We start from the raw sequence: 17,980 nt of genomic DNA on the forward strand, positions 1-17,980 counted from the left end.
CCGGCGCGACCACCCTCACACCCCTCATGCAAGGACATCTCATGCGCTACACGACCTTCGGCCACCGGACCGGACTGCGCGTCTCCGAGTACGCGCTCGGCACCGCGAATTTCGGCACCGGCTGGGGCGCAGGCGCCAAGCCCGACGAGGCCCGGCGGATCTTCGACCGGTTCGCCGAGGGCGGCGGCACCTTTCTCGACAGCGCGGACGGCTACCAGTTCGGCGAGTCTGAGGAACTGACCGGAAAGCTGATCTCCGCCGACCGCGACCACTTCGTCCTGGCCACGAAGTTCACCCTCGGCGCGGCCCCGCAGCCGGACATCTCCAAGACCGGCAACAGCCGCAAGACCATGGTCGCCTCGGTCGAGGCCAGCCTGAAGCGCCTGGGGACCGACTACATCGACCTGTTGTGGGTGCACTTCCCCGACGAGCTCACTCCGATGGAGGAACTCCTGCGCGGGCTCGACGACCTGGTGAGCGCCGGCAAAATCCACCACGCCGCGCTGTCCAACTTCCCCGCCTGGCGCGTCTCGCGCGCGGTAACCCTCGCGGACCTGAAGAACTGGGCCCCGATCGTGGGCATCCAGCACGAGTACAGCCTCGTCGAGCGCACCGCCGACCGTGAGCTCCTGCCCATGGCCGAGAGCCTCGGGCTCGGCGCAGCCCTGTGGTCCCCGCTCGGCGGCGGACTGCTCACCGGCAAGTACCGCAGCTCCGCCGAGGGGCGCCTGAGCGACCTGGGCATGGTCATCCACACCGAGAGCACCGGCCAGAAGACCGCCGTCGTCGACGCCGTCCTGGCGATCGCCGAGGAGACCGGCGTGACGCCCGCCCAGGTGGCGGTGGCCTGGGTGCGCGAGCGCGCCGCCCGCTCCGTTGCCACGCTCGTCCCGATCATCGGCCCGCGCAGTCTCTCCCAGCTCGACAGCTACCTCGGCGCCCTCGACGTCCAGCTGACCGATGAGCAGTACACCCGCCTGGCCGAGGTCAGCGCGGTGCCGCTCGGCGTGCCCCACGAAGGGATCGCCGCCACCTTGGACCGCCTCCAGGGAGGCGCCGCCGACCGCGTCACCGCCTCGGTCGTGCCGGTGGCCTGATGGGTGAACGCGGCTGAGGACGAGGTGCGCCCGCGCCGCAGCTAGGAGCGCAACACAGCTGTCTCGTACTGGGAGAAGCCCGGGGCGAGCGGAGACCCCGACCTTTCCCGGACGGGAAACGGAACGGAGACAACTATGAAAGCTTTCATGGTCGAGAAGTACGGCGACCAGGCCGGGATGCGCGCCGCCGAAGCACCCGACCCCCAGGTGGGCGCCGACGACGTCCTGGTCAAGATCCACGCGGCGGGCGTCAACCCGCTGGACATGAAGATCCGCAACGGAGACCTCAAGGCGATCCTGCCCTACCGCCTCCCGCTCGTCCTGGGCAACGACCTCGCCGGGACCGTCGTCCGGGTCGGCCCGTCCGTCGACCGCTTTGCCGTGGGCGACGAGGTCTACGCCCGGCCCCACAAGGACCGCATCGGCACCTTCGCCGAACTCATCGCCGTCCACCAGGACGACCTGGCGCCCAAACCGGCCACCCTCACCATGGCCGAGGCCGCCTCCCTCCCCCTGGTCGCCCTCACCGCATGGCAGGCACTGGTCGAGCGGGCCCGCGTGCAGCCGGGCCAGAAGGTCCTCGTCCACGCGGGCGCCGGCGGCCTCGGCTCCATCGCCGTCCAGCTGGCCAAGGCGCTGGGCGCTCACGTGGCCACCACCGTGAGCACCGCCAAGGTCGACCTGGCCTGGGACCTCGGCGCGGACGTCGTCATCGACTACCGCACCCAGGACTTCGAAGAGGTCCTCGACGACTACGACGTCGTACTCGACAGCCTCGGCGGCGAGAACCTCGCCAAGTCGCTGCGCGTTCTCAAGCCCGGCGGCATGGTCATCAGCGTCGCGGGGCCGCCCGACCCGGCCTTCGCCCGCGAACTGGGTGCGAACCCGATCCTCCGCCTGGCCATGACCGCCCTCAGCTTCAGAACCCGGCGCAAAGCCAGGCGCCACGGTGTGACGTACTCGTTCCTGTTCATGAAAGCCAGCGGCGACCAACTGCGCGAACTGACCCCCCTCATCGACACCGGGAAGATCCGCCCCGTCGTCGACCGCGTCTTCCCGTTCGAAGAAACCCTCCAGGCCATGGAATACGTCGAGAGGGGACGGGCAAAGGCCGGCAAAGTCGTCGTCGCGATGACGTAAGGGGAAAAAGAGTCCCAGGCGCCAGTCACCTCCGACAGCAACAAGACCCTGCACGCCCCACTCCCCCGCCACACCACCTCAGGACCCGGCCATGAGCACACCGTCCAGTTCGCCCGCCCCGATGTCGTACAAGAACACGCCGAACCACTCCGTGTCCGTGCGTGGCGTGACCTTCGCCTACCGGCGGCTCGGCACGAACGACGGCGTACCCCTGATCCTCCTCAACCACCTGTCCGCAGTCCTTGACAACTGGGATCCCCGCGTCGTCGACGGACTCGCCGCCCGGCGCCCCGTGATCACCTTCGACAACCGCGGTGTCGGCGCGTCCGGCGGTTCCAGACCCGACACGATCGAGGCGATGGCTCGCGACGCCGTGCTGTTCATCCGGGCCCTCGGGTACGACAGAGTCGACCTGCTCGGCCTGTCGATGGGCGGCTTCATCGCCCAGGTCATCGCGGCAGAAGAACCCGATCTTGTACGCAAGCTCATCCTCGCGGGCACGGGCCCCGCCGGAGGCCCCGGCATCGACAAGGTCACAAGCCTCACCATCAAGGACACCGTCAAGGCAGTCCTGACCCGCAAGGACCCCAAGCAGTACCTCTTCTTCACCGACACCGCGGGTGGCCGCCGGGCGGCCCACGCCTTCCTGGACCGGCTGAAGGAACGCACGAACGACCGCGACAAAGCCATCTCGCTCTCATCATTCCGCGCCCAGCTGAAGGCCATCCACCGCTGGGGCCGCCAGGCACCGGCCGATCTGTCGCGCATCCACCAACCGGTCCTGGTGGCCAACGGCGAGAGCGATCGCATGGTCCCGAGCGTCAACACCGTCGACCTGGCGGCCCGGCTGCCCCAGGGCGAACTGGAACCCCTCTACCCCGACGCCGGACACGGAGGGATCTTCCAGCACCACGACAGATTCGTCCCGCGGGCGCTCGAATTCCTGGAACGGTAGCCAGCCGCCGGACAGGTCCATGGCCCCTGCCCCGCACTCAGCGAGACCGGCACCAGGAAATCCGTCCTCACACATCGCCGCCACTCTGGGAGCCCCACCGACTGCGGCTCGCCTGCTGACCACGGCCGGACAGCTCGTCACCACCGGCCGTCGGTGAAACCTCCGCCTCGCCGGCACTGGCCCTGGACCGGTCACATCACCCCAGCCCTCGACCGGCTCACCCCCCGTGCCCGCCCCATCGGATCTTCGGCATGCGCACCCTCAACCCACGGCACGAAAGCGGTCCACCGACTCCGCCGACGAACCGTCATGAAACTTCGAGGCCGACGCGCTGCTCGACGGGTCAAGCCCGACACGTCGATTGACCCACGCTAGCTGATCCAGGACGACCACCTCACGCGCCGTCAGAAACAGCGTCGAACGAGCGTCAAGACATTTCCGAACCCGTCCCTGACGGCGTTGAGACAGAGCGTTCTCGACCCACGCCCCACTACGAAACCGCAGGTGAGGCACGTGACGGAAACCGGCAACATGCTCCACCCGGTGGGCCTACAGAAACAGGTCGGCACAACCCGCCCGCAACCTGGGGAATCAGACAATCAGCAGGTCAGGAGCCCTTTGCTACGGGCCCAAGAATGGCCACGCACTCCACATGCGAGGTCATCGGAAAGGCGTCGGCCCGGACGGCTGTGCACGAAACAGCAGGTCAGACGCCGTTTTCCGACTCGACCAGGGAGACGGACAGGGCTCGGAGCGTCAAAAGAGCGTCACGGTGATGAGTGGATGACGCTGGGGTAGACCGCTGCGAGACCCTATACCGCCGCCATAACGGCCGCGGTCGGTAACAGCCTGAGGTACCTGTATGGAGGACCATCGCACGCCAGGTGCGGTCCACTCCCCTAGGTTGGCCTTCCCGTCCACGGACCGCCGAGGAGCCGACGTGGTGAAGTACGCGTTGACGGAGCCCCAAGTCGATTTGCTCCGCGAGATCGCGGCAGCTTCTAGTGCGATGCCTATCCCACCTGCCCGGATCCAGACGTCCTGGGCATTGGAACAGCGGGACTTGATCAAGCGAACCTGGCGTGGAAGCGGACACGTCGCCGTCGTCACTGCGGACGGCCGTTACTACCTCAAGCACGGCAAGCATCCCCGGCAGGTCCAGGTCGAGAAGGAGCGGCTGGAGGGCGATGCCGCCCAGGCCGCGCGGGCTCCGGCCGACGGAGCCGAGCTAATCTCCCGTCTGCAGTCGGCCCCGGGGAAGATCGCGGTTCCCGATCCTGCCGCGCAGACCCGGGGTCGATGGCGGGCGGCGTACTACGACGCACTCCACCATGGGCACGTACCCACAGGGCACAAGCTGCGGTGGAACGGCCGACAGCGCGGCGACTGCGTCTTCACGCTGATTGACGAGGAGGCCGAGAAGGCCGCTCAGCCTCTTCCCGTGCCTGCCATCGACGTGCCCGAGACCCTAGTGTCCTGAGTCTTTGATCCGTCGGCAGTAGCTGGCGAGGGATTCGAGGATTTGATCGGCGGTCTTGGTCCAGACGTATGGGCGAGGGTTGTCGTTCCAGTCGGCGACCCAGGCCCGGATGTCTCGTTCGAGGGCCTGGACGGAGCGGTGGACGCCGCGGCGGAGCTTCTTGCTGGTCAGCTCGGCGAACCACCGCTCGACCAGGTTCAGCCAGGACGAGCCGGTGGGTGTGAAATGCAGCTGGAAACGGGGATGGGCCAGCAGCCACTTCTTGATCGTCTCGGTCTTGTGAGTGGCGTAGTTGTCCAGGACGAGGTGCACCTCCAGGCCGGTCGGGATCTCGCGCTCCAGCTTGGCCAGGAACTTCTTGAACTCGGCAGTGCGGTGGCGGCGATGCAGTGAGCCGATGACTTTGCCGGTGGCCGTGTTCAGAGCGGCGAACAGCGTCGTGGTGCCCGCGCGCACGTAATCGTGGCTGGCCCGTTGCGGGACACCGGGCATCATCGGCAGCACAGGCTGAGAGCGGTCCAGTGCCTGGATCTGGGACTTCTCGTCGACGCAGAGCACCAGTGCCCTTTCGGGCGGGTCGAGGTAGAGCCCGACCACGTCGTGGACCTTGTCGACGAAGAATGGATCGGTGGACAGCTTGAATGACTCGGCCCGGTGGGGCTGAAGGCCGAAGGCCCGCCAGACCCGGGAGACGGTGGACTGGGACAGGCCGACCCGCTCGGCCATCGAGCGTGTCGACCAGTGCGTGGCGTTCTTCGGCTTCGTCTCCAGCGTCATCCGGACCAGCTCGGCGACTTGCTCATCGGTGACCGTCCGCTCCCGGCCCGGGCGGGGCGCGTCACCCAGGCCGTCCAGCCGGTCTCTGAGGAAACGGCCCCGCCACTTGGATACCGTCTCCGTGGTCACCCCGGCGGCAGCGGCCACCGAACTGGCCGACCGGGGCAGTCCATCAGGCTCCATTTCGGCGCACGCCAGCACGATTCGGGCCCTCAACGCCAGAGCCTGCGGCGTCGATTGCCCCCGCACCAACCCACCGAGCACCCGCCGCTCGTGATCCGACAACACCAACTCGGCCAGTCTCGGCCCAGGACGTCCCATGTCCTGACCAACGATGGATCAAGGACTCAGGACACTAGATCGACCTCATCGTCTCGTTCGTGCAACGCGCAAGGCTCTCGGCCGATCCCAGAGGGTGACCGACACCAGGGGCAAGCCGGAAGTCATCCCGCTGTACCTGTCGCGTCCCCTCGCCGACCGAGCCCTTCGGATCATGCACGCACTGAGGTCTTTCAGCGTTGACGCTCCAGGGTGAGGACGGCGGCGGAGATTGACGACAGGCGGTTGGGGCTGCAACGGGCCCGGCGGAAGATCCGCCAGGACTTCAGCCTCGCGACGCTTCGTTCGACTGGAGCTCGCGCTGCTGACAGAGCTCGGTTGATTGTCCGTTGGGTCGGGCTGAGGTCCTGGTGCGGGAGCCGTCTGATCGGTGTGGTCACCCAGTAGCCGGCGCCGAGGACGGGAACGCCTTGGCGTTCGCAGATCCGGATGATGCGGTGGGTGCGGGCCGCGGTGAGATCGTGGGTGCGGCCGGGCAGTGCGGGCGAGATCCACAGCAGCTTGCCCGTGGGATCGGCCACGACCTGTACATTCACGCCGTGGCGGCGGTGCTTCTGGGAGAAGTCCGCCCGGCTGTCGCCGACCCGGTCGCACTCGGCGAGGGTCCCGTCGAGCAGGACGTGCTCGGGATCGGTCTCCCGCAGAACTCGCAGCAGGCCGGGCGCCCGGTGGGACAGGTGATCCACGAGGGCCGTCACGTAGGCATGGGCGGTGCCGACGGATATGCCGAAACCAGCGGCGATCTGCGCGAGTGGGTCGTGCCGGCGAAGGTAGATCAAGCCGACGAGAGCACGCTGGTGAGGCGGTAGCTTGCAGCGGCGGTCACCCTCACGGGTGACGATGAGCATGGTTACCCACTCGACCAGGGCGTGAGGCAGGTCGAGTGCGGCAGGATACGGAACCAACGAGGCTCCTGCGCTGATGAGTTGAGACGTCGAACACCTCTCTCAACGGCACAGGAGCCTCGTGCGTTGCGGACGTTGACCTCGTCACCCGATCAGTGGCCACCCTGAAAATGCTCACTGTTCACTGAAGCAGAAAGACGCGGCTACACGGTCGAGGCCCAGAGCGATCTGCAACGCGGTGAAGCCGTACACATGGTCGCGATCGTGATCCGGTGCCGAGCCTTTCACCTCGCTCTCACGGAGCGGACGACTAAGGTGCCGCACGACCCGACCCCGCAGGAGCGCCGTCAACAGGAGCGCAATCCCTGGACGCGCCTGCCCAAGTACGACGAAGAGTTCAACGGTCGCCTCGCTCTCGGCGCACCCTCCGGGAGCTGGTACCAGCACTCGTACTCGTACAGCGACAGCGCCCGGTGGACATTGGAGTCACGGCTGGGACACCTACTGCAGGATCTCGAACGCCTTGCGGCGGAAGCCGACCGCCGGGAGCGGGAGAAGGAGCTGCGTGAGGCCGAACAGCGGCGCCGTTGGTACGCGGCCGTCGCGCGGGCTCGCGAGCAGCAGATCGAGCAGCAGAGGGCGACGATTCTTACCGGGCAGATTCGGGCCTGGCGGCAGGCCGAAGAGATCCGCGCCTTCTGCCAGGCAGCCCGCGCCCGAGCAGACGACGCGCCGGTCGCGGCGGACGAGGCGGACTGGCTGGAATGGGCTGAGGTGTACGCGGCGCAACTCGACCCCATACGGGAACCCTTGCGCACTCCTATGGATCCGCCGGCCGGGCAGGAGGTGCTGCGTGAGCTGGCGAAGATCGACTCCTACGCCTACCCGTGGCCTTTCGACACCGACGGCCGCTGGACGCTTCCCGACGACCGGCCAACCGACCCACGAACGTGACCCGGCCCTATCCGACCAGGAAACGACTTCGCCCTGTCCGTGAAGGGCAGGGCGAAGGAACGTTCATGCGGCGATGGTGAGCGGGGTTTCCATGCGTTCCCAAGCTCCAAGGACGGCCTTGTGGGCATCCGGCTGAAGGTGGGCGTAGCGCTGGGTGGTCTGGAAGCTCTCGTGGCCGAGGAGGTGCTGGACCTCGTAGAGCGAGACTCCCTTCTGGACCAGCCACGAGGCGCAAGTGTGGCGCATGGAGTGCGGTGGGTAGTGCGGGACGAGCTGCAGTTCACCGTCGTCGCCGAAGTGGTAGGCAGCCTCGACAGCGGGCCACCAGGTCTGCCGGCGCCAGTTGCTGTCAGCGAGTAGGCGCCCGGAGCGGCCCTTGGTGATGGTCGTGAAGACCACTGCGTCGCGGTCGAGCCGGTGGATGTGGCGTTCGAGGGCCTCCAAGACGTGGGGCGGGAGCGGGACCTCCCGGCGGCTCTTGGAACTCTTCGGGTACTCCTTGATACCGCTCTTGGTATTGACCTCCACCACGAACAGGCGCGAGCGGCGTGTGTCGATGCGGTGGCGGTGCAGGCCGGAGAGCTCGCCCCAGCGCAGTCCGGTGTAGAAGCCGAGCAGGCACATCGTCCGCCAGACGGGGGCGAGTCCGTCGAGGATGCTCTGCGCCTGGTCGGGCGTGAACCACTGCGGCGGTTTGACCGCGATGGGCGGCAGATCGATGCTGCGGCACGGGCTCACCGCGATCACATCGTCGTCGACAGCAGCGCGCATGAGGGACGACGTCAGGTTGTAGGCCCGCTTGATCGCGGCAGGGCCTGCGCCCTTCTCGACCAGGGAGCGGATCCAGCTCTGGACGTCCATGCGGGTGATGGCCCGCATTTCCCAGTCTGCCCAGTACGGCATGACGTGGTTCTTGATGCTGGACCCATCACCCCGAAGGGTGTGGGGTTCGACGATGCGGGCGTTCCACCACCGGTCGTGCCACTCGCGGAACGTGATCTCGCCGGCCCGCGGGTCGCGCATGCCTCCGCGGGCGAACTGGGTCTCCAGCTCGATGCCCCAGGCCCGCGCCTGGGCCTTGAGGGGGAAGGATTCGCTGAACCGGTCTCCGGCCCGGTTGCGAACGGTGGCTTGCCACTTGCCGGACTTCAATTTGCGCAGGTACGCGGTACTACTCCTTTGTTCGGAAGCGGTGAGGGCTGGACTGGGGGTGAGAGATCACCGACGGGGGCGCGGGGAACCGACCAGCCTCCTGGCGATGAAGTCCTCCAGTCCCGCAGCAGGGACACGGACGCGGGAGCGTTCCGTCCCGGTGCGCAGGTCGACGACGGGGAGGTCGCCGGCGGCGATGAAGCGGTAGACGGTGCGGCGGTCAACGTCCAACGCGGCGGCGACAGCGGGGATGGACAGCAGATGGGCAGGCATGCGCGAGTCCTCGGAAACAGGAAGGGAAAGACCAAGCAGGCGGATTGATTCAGCCGGGCTGTCGGCGGTCCACGGCGCAGGTCAACCGGCCCTGCCAGGGCAGTGGGACCAGATCGCTGAGGGACCGAGCCATGCGACACGGCCGCGTGAAAGGTGGACCGCCGACGTTCGGGATGCACGCGGCGGTGCTCCCGCGCTCGGATCGTGAATCGGAGCGCGGGACGGGAAACTACCGCTCGGGAATATCCGGAAGACGGAGGATCTCTTCCAGATGGTCCCAGTCGATCTCGGCATCTTCCAGCCGGAAGCGGTGCGGGTACCGCAGCGCAATCCAGCTCGCACTCACGCCAGCCCATTCGGCGACGCCCCATACAGGAACGCCTGCCTCGAGCCAGCGGTCCAGACAGGAGTCGCGCAGGCTGGAGACCTGCTCCCCCAAGCCCGCCTGCACCTCGTCCGGGCTCAACACCGCTTCGCGCGCTTGCCTCCACGCCCTCTTGTACTCGGAGGACGCCAACGGCCCACCCCGCTCAGCCGGGAACAGCAGATCTTCAGCTTCCAAATCTGCCTCGTCGATCCAGCGCCTCAGCACACCCACGATGTCCGGGGAGACAGGAGCCCTTCGGCCCTTGCCGGCACGGACCAGCACCTCCCCGAATTCCCCGTCCGGGAGCGTCACGTCCTGCACCCGGATCGAGGCTGCTTCACCCGGCGAAAGCGCGGTGCCCGCCACAGAGGCGAGGAAAGGGAAAACGGCCCCCGAAGATGCCTCCTGGATCCACTCCAGAAGGGCGCGAACGTGGTCCGCAGAGAGCAAGGACGATTCGTCTATTGCCAGCTTCGACAAGCTACATGACTCCTCACACGAGACATCGGGACGCGTCGGCGTCCCCTGGTCATTCAATGGTCTGGAGAAGCGCCGGTTTGACCAACCGGCGATCGTCGGCTATGTTGCGCCCGCGACGCACCTGTCGCGGTTCGGTCGATGCGCAGAGAGCAGGTTCTGCTTTCCCAAGACCGCTCTAGGTTTGCTTCCTTCGCCGAGTTAATCCAGTCCGTATGGGACTCAATGTGTCTGCTGTCGGCGAATCTGCCCTAACCCACCCATACCTGCACCTCGACGGCCAGGAAACGTGAGGACAGAGCAGGCGCCTTCTAAGCGCCTGTCCTGTCGAACGGAACATCGCGTAGAAATGCGGAACGCGAATCGCGGAGAACTGGCAAGATGGAGCGCGCCAGCACCGCTCTCTTCGGCGACACAAAGGGTCGCGCTGAACAGAAACGCACCCTTCTCGACATGACGCTGGCCGATGAAGAACGATCAGGCGCGCCAATACGCCGCTCGACTCACGTCTGCTCACGCGGAGAACATTCCGTGCAGGCGGAGTGCCACTTCCCCGCCCGCGGCTCACCTACGCGCACGCTGAGAGCACTCGTAGACCGCCCGGGAGCGCGGGGCGCCGTACGTCGCAGCTCCGCTCGCGCTATGAACACCACGCGGTGCCGCCTCAGGTGCGGCGTCCCTGCGGTTCACCTACGCGTCAGCGGAGCGGTCGTCGCCTGCACCAACCCCACCGGCAAGCACGGCGGTTCACCTCCGCCTGCACGGAGCGGACACGTGCCGGGCGTGCTCGGTGTTGTGCTGGCGCGGTTCACCTCCCCCTGCGCGGAGCGGACCGCGACGAGCGCGAGGGCTGGCGACCAATCGGCGGTTCACCTCCGCCTGCGCGGAGCGGAAGCCGATGCGGGGGTCGAGGACGCGGATGATGTCGGTTCGCCTCCGCCTGCGCGGAGCGGACTCCCCGAAAAAGCTGGCGATGGGCCCGAGCGTCGGTTCACCTCCGCCTGGGCGGAGGTGAACCGCCGCTCGCGGATACCTTTGACGACCCACGCTGGTCCGCTCCGCGCACGCGGGGGCGCCCCCGCCGCCCATCGGCCAGGCCGCCCGCGCCGCCGTAGTCCCCGCGTACGCCGGGGTAGTCCCCCGTCGCCGGCTGGAGGTTGGCCGCGGCGTGTGGTCCCCGCGCACGCGTAGGTGGTCCCAGCATCGCGAAGTCCCGCGGCACGCAGGGGGTTTGGTCCCTGCATACGCGGGGTGGTTCCTGAGCGAGGTCCTGGCCAGCTCGAATCACGTGATGGTCCCCGCGCGCCAGCTCACACCGCGCCTCCCAACGGCATAGGGCCGAAAGAGTGGCTGCGGACTGTGGAAGCGCCTTGGGACTTCTCTGGGACTTCCGGCTGCATCAACGAGCACGAGCGGGAACAGCGGAAAGGCCATTCGTGCAGTTCAGTGGCCCGTGATCGGCCATCACCGTAGATGCCACCGCTGGCTGGCCTCTTCCGGGACATCGACCAGGGAGGACCCACTGCTCCGCGCAGAGCGTCGCCCCCGTACGCGGCCTCACTGAGGTACACCATCCTGAACAGGCCCTGACCTGCCCAACAGAACTCCTGACGCCCCATCAGAACGAGCGTCAAATGAGCGTCGAGATACCTTGCAGAGCGTCATTTCAGCGTCAAGATATCGCCCGTAACGCCCACATCGCACATAATGCGCACGCACAAAACCGCAGGTCAGGAGCCCTTTGCGGTCGGTTCGAGGATGGCGACGCACTCCACATGATGCGTCATCGGAAGACGATCCAGGCACGTGTGTTCACGGCCCCTTTTTGATGCGCGGCCACTCGTGCGCGATCCAGCGGGTGATCTCCGACTCGTCCCGCTCGACCGCCCGCCGTTCGGGCCGTGCAGGCTCCATCCGAGCCGGCCGGTCAGCAGCCGCCACACCGACGCCCTCGACAACACCACCCCCGTTGCCCGGGTGACGACCGTGCCGACTCGTTCCAGAGTCCACAGGTCGGCCTCGAAACCATGAGCCTGGGCACCTTGCTCCAACGCGGCCCGGACCCTCTCGACCTGGGTGTCGTCCAGCTTGGGCGGGCGTCCGGTGGCCGCACGCCGCCGCAGGGCCGAAGCACCGCCTTGCTCCCACACCCGACGCCAGCGCCGCACACTCTCGCCACACACCCCTACGGCCCTCGCGATCTCCGCGTTGGAGACGCCGTCCTCGAACAACTCGACTGCCCGAACACGCCGTGCCTCCGCCAACTGCGGCCGTGACAAAGGAGGAAGAGAGGAGCCGGCAGCCGAGGGGGAAGGTCGATAAGCCACCCGGACATCCTTCCACCCACAGACCCAGCACACCCACCGAACTTACGAAAAGATCAGTAGTACGCTGACCGGGATCCCAGTACCTGCGAGAGTATGACTGTGACTTCCTTCGACCGCCGCCCGGAGCCCGACGGGATCGCGCGCGTGACCTCCACCGCCGCGGAGTTGCTGGAAGTCCTGTGGGGACGGGCCTCCACCGCGCCCGCGTCGGCGTCCCAGCTGCGCCTGCTGCATATCCTGGAACACCACGACGGCATCAATATGCGCACGCTCGCCGCGTCTCTCGCCTCGACCCCGCCGGCGACCAGCCGGCTGTTCGACAGGCTGCAGGCGGCCGGCTTCGTGGAGCGCGAGCACAGTCCGGAGGACCGGCGCGAGGTGCGGCTGCGACTCAGCGGCCGGGGCCGCGCCTTCCTCACCGACCTGCGCGGACGCCGGGAGGCGGAGTTGCGGGCCGTGCTCGACCTGATGCCGAGGACGAAGCGGACCGCCCTCGCCGAAGGGCTGCAGGCGTTCTGCGCCGTGGCGGCCGCGCGGATACACGACGGCACGCAGGGCTCCGACAGCAAGTCCGCCCGAACCACCCCGCCCGGCGCGGCCGTTCCCCCCGTGACCGGTGTCCGCGCGACCGGCCTCCCCTGACCGGAGCATTCCCTGTCCTCCCCCCGTGTGTGCGAGACACGGCTGCCTCGTGTTGACCCGCTGTGGTCGCTGGTCGCCGACGGCGCGAGTGTGACGTCGTGTACGGGTACCTCACGATCCCGCGCACAACTCCGTCCACCCCGTGGAGCGCCGGATCCTCGCGAGGTGTGGCACAACTCTTCGCGACGCCGGGCGCGGCGGGGCGCGGGACCCGGTCAGGTGACCCCGGCGCGGGTGGTGTCGTCCTCCTCCCCGAGACCGTGCGGTGCCGCGGACATGGCGGGGCCGGTGAGATGGTCGAGGATGTCGGTGAGGCGCAGCCGCTGGTCCAGGAAGCCGGGGCGGTTGTCCAGGCACAGGACGGCGCCGATGGCGCTGGTGGTCCGGCGGATCATGAGCAGGGCGGACAGACCCGAGGAGTCGATCCAGGTCAGGCCGCTGAAGTCCAGTCGCACCGCGGAGGTGCGCGGCCGGTGTCGGAGAAGCACGACGACGGTCTCGACCAACTCGTCGCTCGTGTCGTAGTCCAGCTCGCCCGCGACGCGCACGGTGCAGCGCGTCTGCTCTTCCGCGATCTCGACACTGAATTCGGGAGGAACGTATCCGGTCATGCTGTGGTCTCGTGGTCGGCGGTCGGCGTGCTGGGGCGGGCGTCCAGCGCGTGGACGCCCTCGTTCAGGATGTTCAACGCCCGGGGGAAGTCGTGCAGTTGCCGGGCCAGGAGGTCCAGCCCCGCCGACAGGGACCGCGCCGGGACACCGCGCGCCTCCAGGATGTCGGCGGTCCAGGCGAGGAACGCGGTGAACACCTCGGCGTCGTCCACGTAGAGGGCGCACGCGAGGAAGTCGACGAGGTGGGCGACGTCCTCGGCGGTGCGCTCCCGCTGGACGTCGGTGTAGGAGCGCGCCGCGGGAAAACGGTCCTCCAGGTCGGTGAGCGTCTGCTTCACCAGGGGCCCCTTGGAGTGGATGACCAGTGTGTACTCCTGGTCGGCCAGGTGCGGGAGGTCGTCGGCCGCCTGCCGGACCGCTGCCGGGGTGGGGCGCGGGAGGCCGCCCGCCAGCACGTCCCCCACTCCGCGGGCGTCCGGGGCCCATCCGTCGGCCCCCAGCGCTCGGGCGTATCTGCCGTTCGCGCCGAAGGCCCTGCCGCCCGCGAGAACCGGGACGCCGACGGCCTGGCAGGCGGTGATCGCCATGTGCGCGGCCGGCAGCCGGGTGGGCAGCGAGCTGGACAGCAGCACGGCCTGCGGATCGGTGTGGTGCAGGTGGGCTATGAGGTGGGGGGTGGGCGTCTGGGCACCCAGGTAGTCCACCTGCCAGCCGCGCAGCCGCAGCACCTCCGCCACCAGGCGGGCCGGGAATGAGTGCCACTCCCCGTCCACGCAGCCCACGGTCACCCGGCCCCTGGCCGCCCGCTGAACTCCGTCCGGCCGCGGTCGCAGGGCCAGGGCAGCGACCACCCGTTCGTTGATGGCCGTGGCGGCGTGTTCGCGAGCGACGCTGATCCGGTTGGCCGCCCAGTCCGTGCCGATCGTCTCCTGGACCGGGGCGACCACTTCGAGCAGCACCGCCTCCTCGCCGATCCCGTCGGCCAAGGCGTCCTGGACGGCTGCCACGGCGGCATACTCGTCACCGGCCACGACTGCCTCCCACAGCCGCTCCCGGAACGGGGCGACCCGGGCGAGCTGGTTCACCTGCTCCTCCTGTTGTGCGCATGCCGGACTTCGCCTCCCACGACCGACAGCGGGCCGGTCTTGGGAGCGCTGATGGCGAGGACGGCCATGTCGTCGTGCCTGCCCCCGCCGAGCCACTGGGCCGCAAGCATCTGGACCCGTTCCACGACGGCTTCGGCCGGCATGCCCACGCACTCCGCAAGCGCCCGTCGAAGCCGGTCCTCCCCGAAGAACTCGTCGCCGAGCGGACCGCCGCGCGCCTCGGTGATCCCGTCGGTGTACAGCAGACAGGTCTCTCCCGGCGCCAGCGTGGTCTCGACCGTGCAGGCGCTCACCTCGGGAAGCGCGCCGACCAGGGTGCCGCGGGTGGCGGCCTCCTCCACCTCGCCGCTGTTGCGGACGATCAGTGGGGGCATGTGTCCGGCGCTGGTCAGCCGCGCCTGCACCCACCCGCCGCGCCTGGACACCGAGGCCAGCACCAGCGTGGCGAACCGCGCGTGGTGCGAGGTCAGCAGGGCGCCGTTGAGCAGGGACAGGACCTGCTGGTGGTCGGCGGCGAGCGGTAGCAGCGCGTGCAGGGTGTTGCGGATCTTGCCGGTCAGCACGGCCGCGTCCAGGCCCTTGCCCGCGACGTCGCCGAGGACCACGAGCGTCTCCTGGGTGGGATCGGCGCCCGGGTGGAAGTCGTAGAAGTCGCCGCCGACCCGTTCGTGATCCTTGGCCGGACGGTAGCCGGCCGCGTACTCCACGCCGTGCACGCGTTCCAGGACCGGCGGGAGCAGCTCCCGCATCAGCGTGGCGGTGATGGCGGCCTGTTCGGTGTACAGCCGGGCCGCGGACAGGGCGGCGCCGGCCCGTGCCGCGAACAGCCGGGCGAAGGCCTCCTCGCCGTCGGAGAAGCATTTCCTGGTGCTGGAGCGCAACAGGACCAACGCGCCCGCGGGCACGCCGTGGCCGGGCAGCGGGGCGATGATGACCGAACCGACGGGCTCCGTGAACCCCTCGGGAATCAGCCAGTCGGGAATGTCGTCGGGGTTGATCCAACGCGCCGGGACAGGTGGGTAGCCCTGGAGTGCCTCGCTGAGACCGGCCACGCCGCGCGGATCGATCTTCCGGGTCACCTGGCTGACGGGTCCGCCGCGGTGCGCGTACGTCAGGGTGTGCCGACGGCCGTGCGGCGGGGCGACGAGCACGGCGGCCTCGGCCAGGTGCTCGGCGGCCATCGCGGCGGTCACCTCCATGCAGCGCGGCACGTTCAGCGTGGCCAGGAGCCGGCTCGAAGCCTCCGCCAGGACGGAAGACCGTTCCTGGGCGCTGTGCAGGGCCTCCTCGGCCCGGTGGCGGTCGGTGCCGTCGACCAGCCACCACACCACGCCGCCCTCGGCGGACGGCGAGGGGTATGCCTCGAAGTGGCGCTCGTCGATGGAGCCGGTCAGCGGGCCCGGCGAGACGCCCGGTTCACCGGCGGCCATGTGCCGGTGGGCGTCGGAAAGCCAGGACGGAGCGATGTCAGCCAGCCGGACGCCGCCGCAGGCCCGCGGCAGCAGGGACCGGGCGGCCCGGTTCAGCTGCACGAGGGCGCCGTGCCGGTCGACGACGAGTACGGGGCAGGGGGCCTCGCTCCACACCGCCCCGACATGGGCAGCGGCGTTGCGCGGACTTGCCGGGGAGCCGCGGAATGCGCACACAAGCAGAGGCACGCCTGGTGCGCGCCCCACCACCTTCCCGCCTTCGGAAATAGATGTCGTGTGGCAACAGTTCCCCATCCTGCTGCCGGACGCAAGTCGCTCTGCCCGGCCACCGGCGATTCGCGCCCGACGAACCCCGTACGAGGGACGGTCGCACGCGCGCGTGCCAGATGAACGCGCGGGCGCGCAAGAAGGCCGTCCGCGCGTGTGAGAGGGACCTCGTGCACTGAGTGCTTCCCCAGTCGACGCAGAGGTCGATGGTCGACGCAGGATTCGATGGTGGGCATGCGATACAACACGGGCAGGACGCGGGGGTCGCGCAGGAACCCTGTCCCGGCGCCGGGCATCGCTCGGGCCAGGCCCTTGAGGCACCTCTCCCCGCACGCTCAAGCGCACATCTCGCGTACCGACTGCGTGCGCTTTGGTGATGCCGCCGCTTCCTCTTATCTTCCGTGCGCTGCTCCCGCTGCGCCGGCTCGTCGGTTCTACAGGGGCGTGCGACCGGTAACCGCGCCGCCGGAGCGTCAGCCAGGGCGAGGCGGCCGGTGATGCGTTTGCCGACCGGCTCGCGCTGGACCTCGAAGCCCTGGGCCACGGCCATCACGATCTCCAGGCCATGGTGGCCGACCCGGTCCGGGCTATGGGCAGGACCGGGTCGGAGTCCCACACCACGACCTCGATCAGGTCGCCGAGGATGCGCAAATCCAGCAGCACCGGGGCGGGAGCGTATTTGCGGGCGTCGGTGACCAGCTCGCTGACCACCCGCGAACCGCTCCAGAGCGGCCTCCTCGGTCGGCGCCGTGTAGACCGGCTTCAGAAGCTTGGCGATCTTGTCCCAGTCCTGGCGGGCGGCATAGCGGAAGGAGTTCCGCAGCAGATGCCACCACGCACGTCTGCACGACGGTCCGCGGCCAGACGGTCTCCACCGCCTCGGGCAAGCCCTTGAGCCCGTCGCAGACCAGCAAGAGGACGTCGTTCACGCCGCGGTCCTTGATCTCGGTGAGGATGTGCAGCCAGTGCTTGGCGCCCTCACCGCCGTCGCCGGCCCACAGGCCCAGGAACTCCCGCCGGCCCTCGGTGGTGACCGCCAGAGCGACATAGATCGGACGGTTGGCGACCGCGCCGTCGCGGATCTTCACGTGGATGGCGTCGATGAAGACCACCGGATAGACGGGGTCCGGAGGGCTGCTCTGCCGCTCGGCCACGCCCGCGAGAACCTTGTCGGTGATGGTGGAGATGGTCTGCCGGGAAACCTCGGCGCCGTAGACCTCGGCCAGGTGGGCCTGGACCTCACCGGTGGTCAGGCCCTTCACCGCCAGCGAGATCACCATCTCGTCGACGCCGGTCAGGCGCTTCTGCCACTTCTTGACGATCTTCGGCTCGAAGGAGCCGTCCCGGTCGCAGGGGCACGGCTATCTCCACCGGCCCGACCTCGGTCAGGACGGTCTTGGAGCGCTTGCCGTTGCGGGAGTTGCCGCCGTCCTTGGCGGCTGGATCGTGCCTTGCATAGCCGAGGTGGTCGGTGATCTCGCCCTCCAGGGCGGATTCCAGTAGCCGCTTGGTCAACTGCTGCAGCAGTCCGCCCTCACCGGTCAGCTACAGGCCCTCGGCCTGAACCCGGCTCACCAGTTCGTCGATCAGCTGGTTGTCCACGGCCTTCGCCGACACAGCCGCTGCCGACTCGACAGTCTCCTGCCCGGCCACGTTCTCACTGGTCATCGATGCATCTTCCATGATCGGGAGTTACACCGAACGATTTACAGTCCCTGTCCAGGACGGTGACCGTGGCACC

The 17,980-nt window shown here is 68.6% G+C and carries 16 protein-coding genes and 3 pseudogenes; 7 read left to right on the top strand and 12 right to left on the bottom strand.

The window, feature by feature from the left end:
- Positions 1-41 precede the first annotated feature (41 nt).
- The 5 genes and pseudogenes from HEP81_RS00890 (at position 42) to HEP81_RS00905 (ending at position 4,672) form a co-directional block, all read left to right on the top strand.
- Complete coding sequence (locus HEP81_RS00890; RefSeq protein ID WP_037664031.1) at positions 42-1,097, top strand: aldo/keto reductase; 1,056 nt, start codon at positions 42-44, stop codon at positions 1,095-1,097.
- A gap of 135 nt (positions 1,098-1,232) precedes the next feature.
- Complete coding sequence (locus HEP81_RS00895) at positions 1,233-2,237, top strand: NADP-dependent oxidoreductase (RefSeq protein ID WP_037664034.1); 1,005 nt, start codon at positions 1,233-1,235, stop codon at positions 2,235-2,237.
- 91 nt (positions 2,238-2,328) lie between these two features.
- A complete protein-coding gene (locus HEP81_RS00900) occupies positions 2,329-3,192 on the top strand; it encodes an alpha/beta fold hydrolase (RefSeq protein WP_037664037.1) in 864 nt (287 codons plus the stop codon).
- 83 nt (positions 3,193-3,275) lie between these two features.
- Positions 3,276-3,429: pseudogene (locus HEP81_RS42520) on the top strand (IS1380 family transposase); the annotation flags it as partial.
- A 703-nt stretch (positions 3,430-4,132) separates the two neighbouring features.
- Positions 4,133-4,672: a hypothetical protein gene (locus HEP81_RS00905; protein ID WP_037664039.1), complete on the top strand. Its 540-nt coding sequence runs from the start codon at positions 4,133-4,135 to the stop codon at positions 4,670-4,672.
- Here HEP81_RS00905 and HEP81_RS00910 read toward each other — a convergent pair.
- On the bottom strand, positions 4,661-5,770 hold the full coding sequence (locus tag HEP81_RS00910; RefSeq protein ID WP_182786078.1) for an IS630 family transposase: 1,110 nt from the start codon (positions 5,768-5,770) through the stop codon (positions 4,661-4,663). The genes HEP81_RS00905 and HEP81_RS00910 overlap by 12 nt on opposite strands.
- A 191-nt stretch (positions 5,771-5,961) precedes the next feature.
- Positions 5,962-6,693, bottom strand: coding sequence for an IS5/IS1182 family transposase (locus HEP81_RS00915; protein ID WP_037664472.1), 732 nt, complete (start codon positions 6,691-6,693; stop codon positions 5,962-5,964).
- 192 nt (positions 6,694-6,885) lie between these two features.
- On the opposite strand from HEP81_RS00915, the gene HEP81_RS00920 reads away from it, so the two are divergent.
- Complete coding sequence (locus HEP81_RS00920; RefSeq protein ID WP_078967822.1) at positions 6,886-7,587, top strand: hypothetical protein; 702 nt, start codon at positions 6,886-6,888, stop codon at positions 7,585-7,587.
- Positions 7,588-7,650: 63 nt separating this feature from the next.
- On the opposite strand, the gene HEP81_RS00925 is transcribed toward HEP81_RS00920, so the two are convergent.
- From HEP81_RS00925 to HEP81_RS42525, 4 genes are all read right to left on the bottom strand, one after another.
- Positions 7,651-8,739, bottom strand: coding sequence for a tyrosine-type recombinase/integrase (locus HEP81_RS00925; RefSeq protein WP_037664474.1), 1,089 nt, complete (start codon positions 8,737-8,739; stop codon positions 7,651-7,653).
- Positions 8,740-8,805: 66 nt separating this feature from the next.
- Positions 8,806-9,012, bottom strand: a complete 207-nt coding sequence (locus HEP81_RS00930; RefSeq protein WP_037664476.1) for a helix-turn-helix domain-containing protein — start codon at positions 9,010-9,012, stop codon at positions 8,806-8,808.
- A gap of 229 nt (positions 9,013-9,241) precedes the next feature.
- Positions 9,242-9,859, bottom strand: coding sequence for a tyrosine-type recombinase/integrase (locus tag HEP81_RS00935; protein ID WP_037664478.1), 618 nt, complete (start codon positions 9,857-9,859; stop codon positions 9,242-9,244).
- Between the two features lie 1,727 nt (positions 9,860-11,586).
- Complete coding sequence (locus HEP81_RS42525; protein WP_421673921.1) at positions 11,587-12,216, bottom strand: helix-turn-helix domain-containing protein; 630 nt, start codon at positions 12,214-12,216, stop codon at positions 11,587-11,589.
- Between the two features lie 60 nt (positions 12,217-12,276).
- On the opposite strand from HEP81_RS42525, the gene HEP81_RS00945 reads away from it, so the two are divergent.
- Positions 12,277-12,825, top strand: coding sequence for a MarR family transcriptional regulator (locus tag HEP81_RS00945; protein ID WP_172636760.1), 549 nt, complete (start codon positions 12,277-12,279; stop codon positions 12,823-12,825).
- A 215-nt stretch (positions 12,826-13,040) separates the two neighbouring features.
- Here HEP81_RS00945 and HEP81_RS00950 read toward each other — a convergent pair whose 3' ends face one another.
- The 6 genes and pseudogenes from HEP81_RS00950 to HEP81_RS42530 all read right to left on the bottom strand — a co-directional run bounded on the left by HEP81_RS00950 (position 13,041) and on the right by HEP81_RS42530 (position 17,907).
- Positions 13,041-13,436 carry an STAS domain-containing protein gene (locus HEP81_RS00950; RefSeq protein WP_051850785.1) on the bottom strand — a complete coding sequence of 132 codons (396 nt, stop codon included), beginning with the start codon at positions 13,434-13,436 and terminating at the stop codon, positions 13,041-13,043.
- On the bottom strand, positions 13,433-14,521 hold the full coding sequence (locus HEP81_RS41045; protein ID WP_037664479.1) for a cobalamin B12-binding domain-containing protein: 1,089 nt from the start codon (positions 14,519-14,521) through the stop codon (positions 13,433-13,435). Before HEP81_RS41045 ends, HEP81_RS00950 begins: the two co-directional genes overlap by 4 nt.
- Complete coding sequence (locus HEP81_RS41050; protein WP_421673922.1) at positions 14,518-16,200, bottom strand: SpoIIE family protein phosphatase; 1,683 nt, start codon at positions 16,198-16,200, stop codon at positions 14,518-14,520. The genes HEP81_RS41045 and HEP81_RS41050 overlap by 4 nt, the downstream gene beginning before the upstream one ends.
- Positions 16,201-16,702: 502 nt before the next feature.
- Positions 16,703-16,950, bottom strand: a pseudogene (locus tag HEP81_RS41055) (ATP-binding protein); the annotation flags it as partial.
- 16 nt (positions 16,951-16,966) lie between these two features.
- Positions 16,967-17,784 (bottom strand): annotated as a pseudogene (locus HEP81_RS00960) (IS256 family transposase); the annotation flags it as partial.
- Complete coding sequence (locus HEP81_RS42530; RefSeq protein WP_397912824.1) at positions 17,785-17,907, bottom strand: hypothetical protein; 123 nt, start codon at positions 17,905-17,907, stop codon at positions 17,785-17,787. It lies immediately after the preceding pseudogene.
- Positions 17,908-17,980 lie beyond the last annotated feature (73 nt).

The organism is Streptomyces griseofuscus (assembly GCF_014673495.1).
GTDB classification, from domain to species: Bacteria; Actinomycetota; Actinomycetes; order Streptomycetales; family Streptomycetaceae; genus Streptomyces; species Streptomyces murinus.

Bases quoted from the DNA above. Each gene is read 5' to 3' on its own strand.
- HEP81_RS00890 (WP_037664031.1), top strand. From the start codon at position 42: ATGCGCTACACGACCTTCGGCCACCGGACCGGACTGCGCGTCTCCGAG.
- HEP81_RS00895 (WP_037664034.1), top strand. From the start codon at position 1,233: ATGAAAGCTTTCATGGTCGAGAAGTACGGCGACCAGGCCGGGATGCGC.
- HEP81_RS00900 (WP_037664037.1), top strand. From the start codon at position 2,329: ATGAGCACACCGTCCAGTTCGCCCGCCCCGATGTCGTACAAGAACACG.
- HEP81_RS00910 (WP_182786078.1), bottom strand. From the start codon at position 5,770: ATGGGACGTCCTGGGCCGAGACTGGCCGAGTTGGTGTTGTCGGATCAC.
- HEP81_RS00920 (WP_078967822.1), top strand. From the start codon at position 6,886: ATGGTCGCGATCGTGATCCGGTGCCGAGCCTTTCACCTCGCTCTCACG.
- HEP81_RS00930 (WP_037664476.1), bottom strand. From the start codon at position 9,012: ATGCCTGCCCATCTGCTGTCCATCCCCGCTGTCGCCGCCGCGTTGGAC.
- HEP81_RS00945 (WP_172636760.1), top strand. From the start codon at position 12,277: ATGACTGTGACTTCCTTCGACCGCCGCCCGGAGCCCGACGGGATCGCG.
- HEP81_RS00950 (WP_051850785.1), bottom strand. From the start codon at position 13,436: ATGACCGGATACGTTCCTCCCGAATTCAGTGTCGAGATCGCGGAAGAG.
- HEP81_RS42530 (WP_397912824.1), bottom strand. From the start codon at position 17,907: ATGACCAGTGAGAACGTGGCCGGGCAGGAGACTGTCGAGTCGGCAGCG.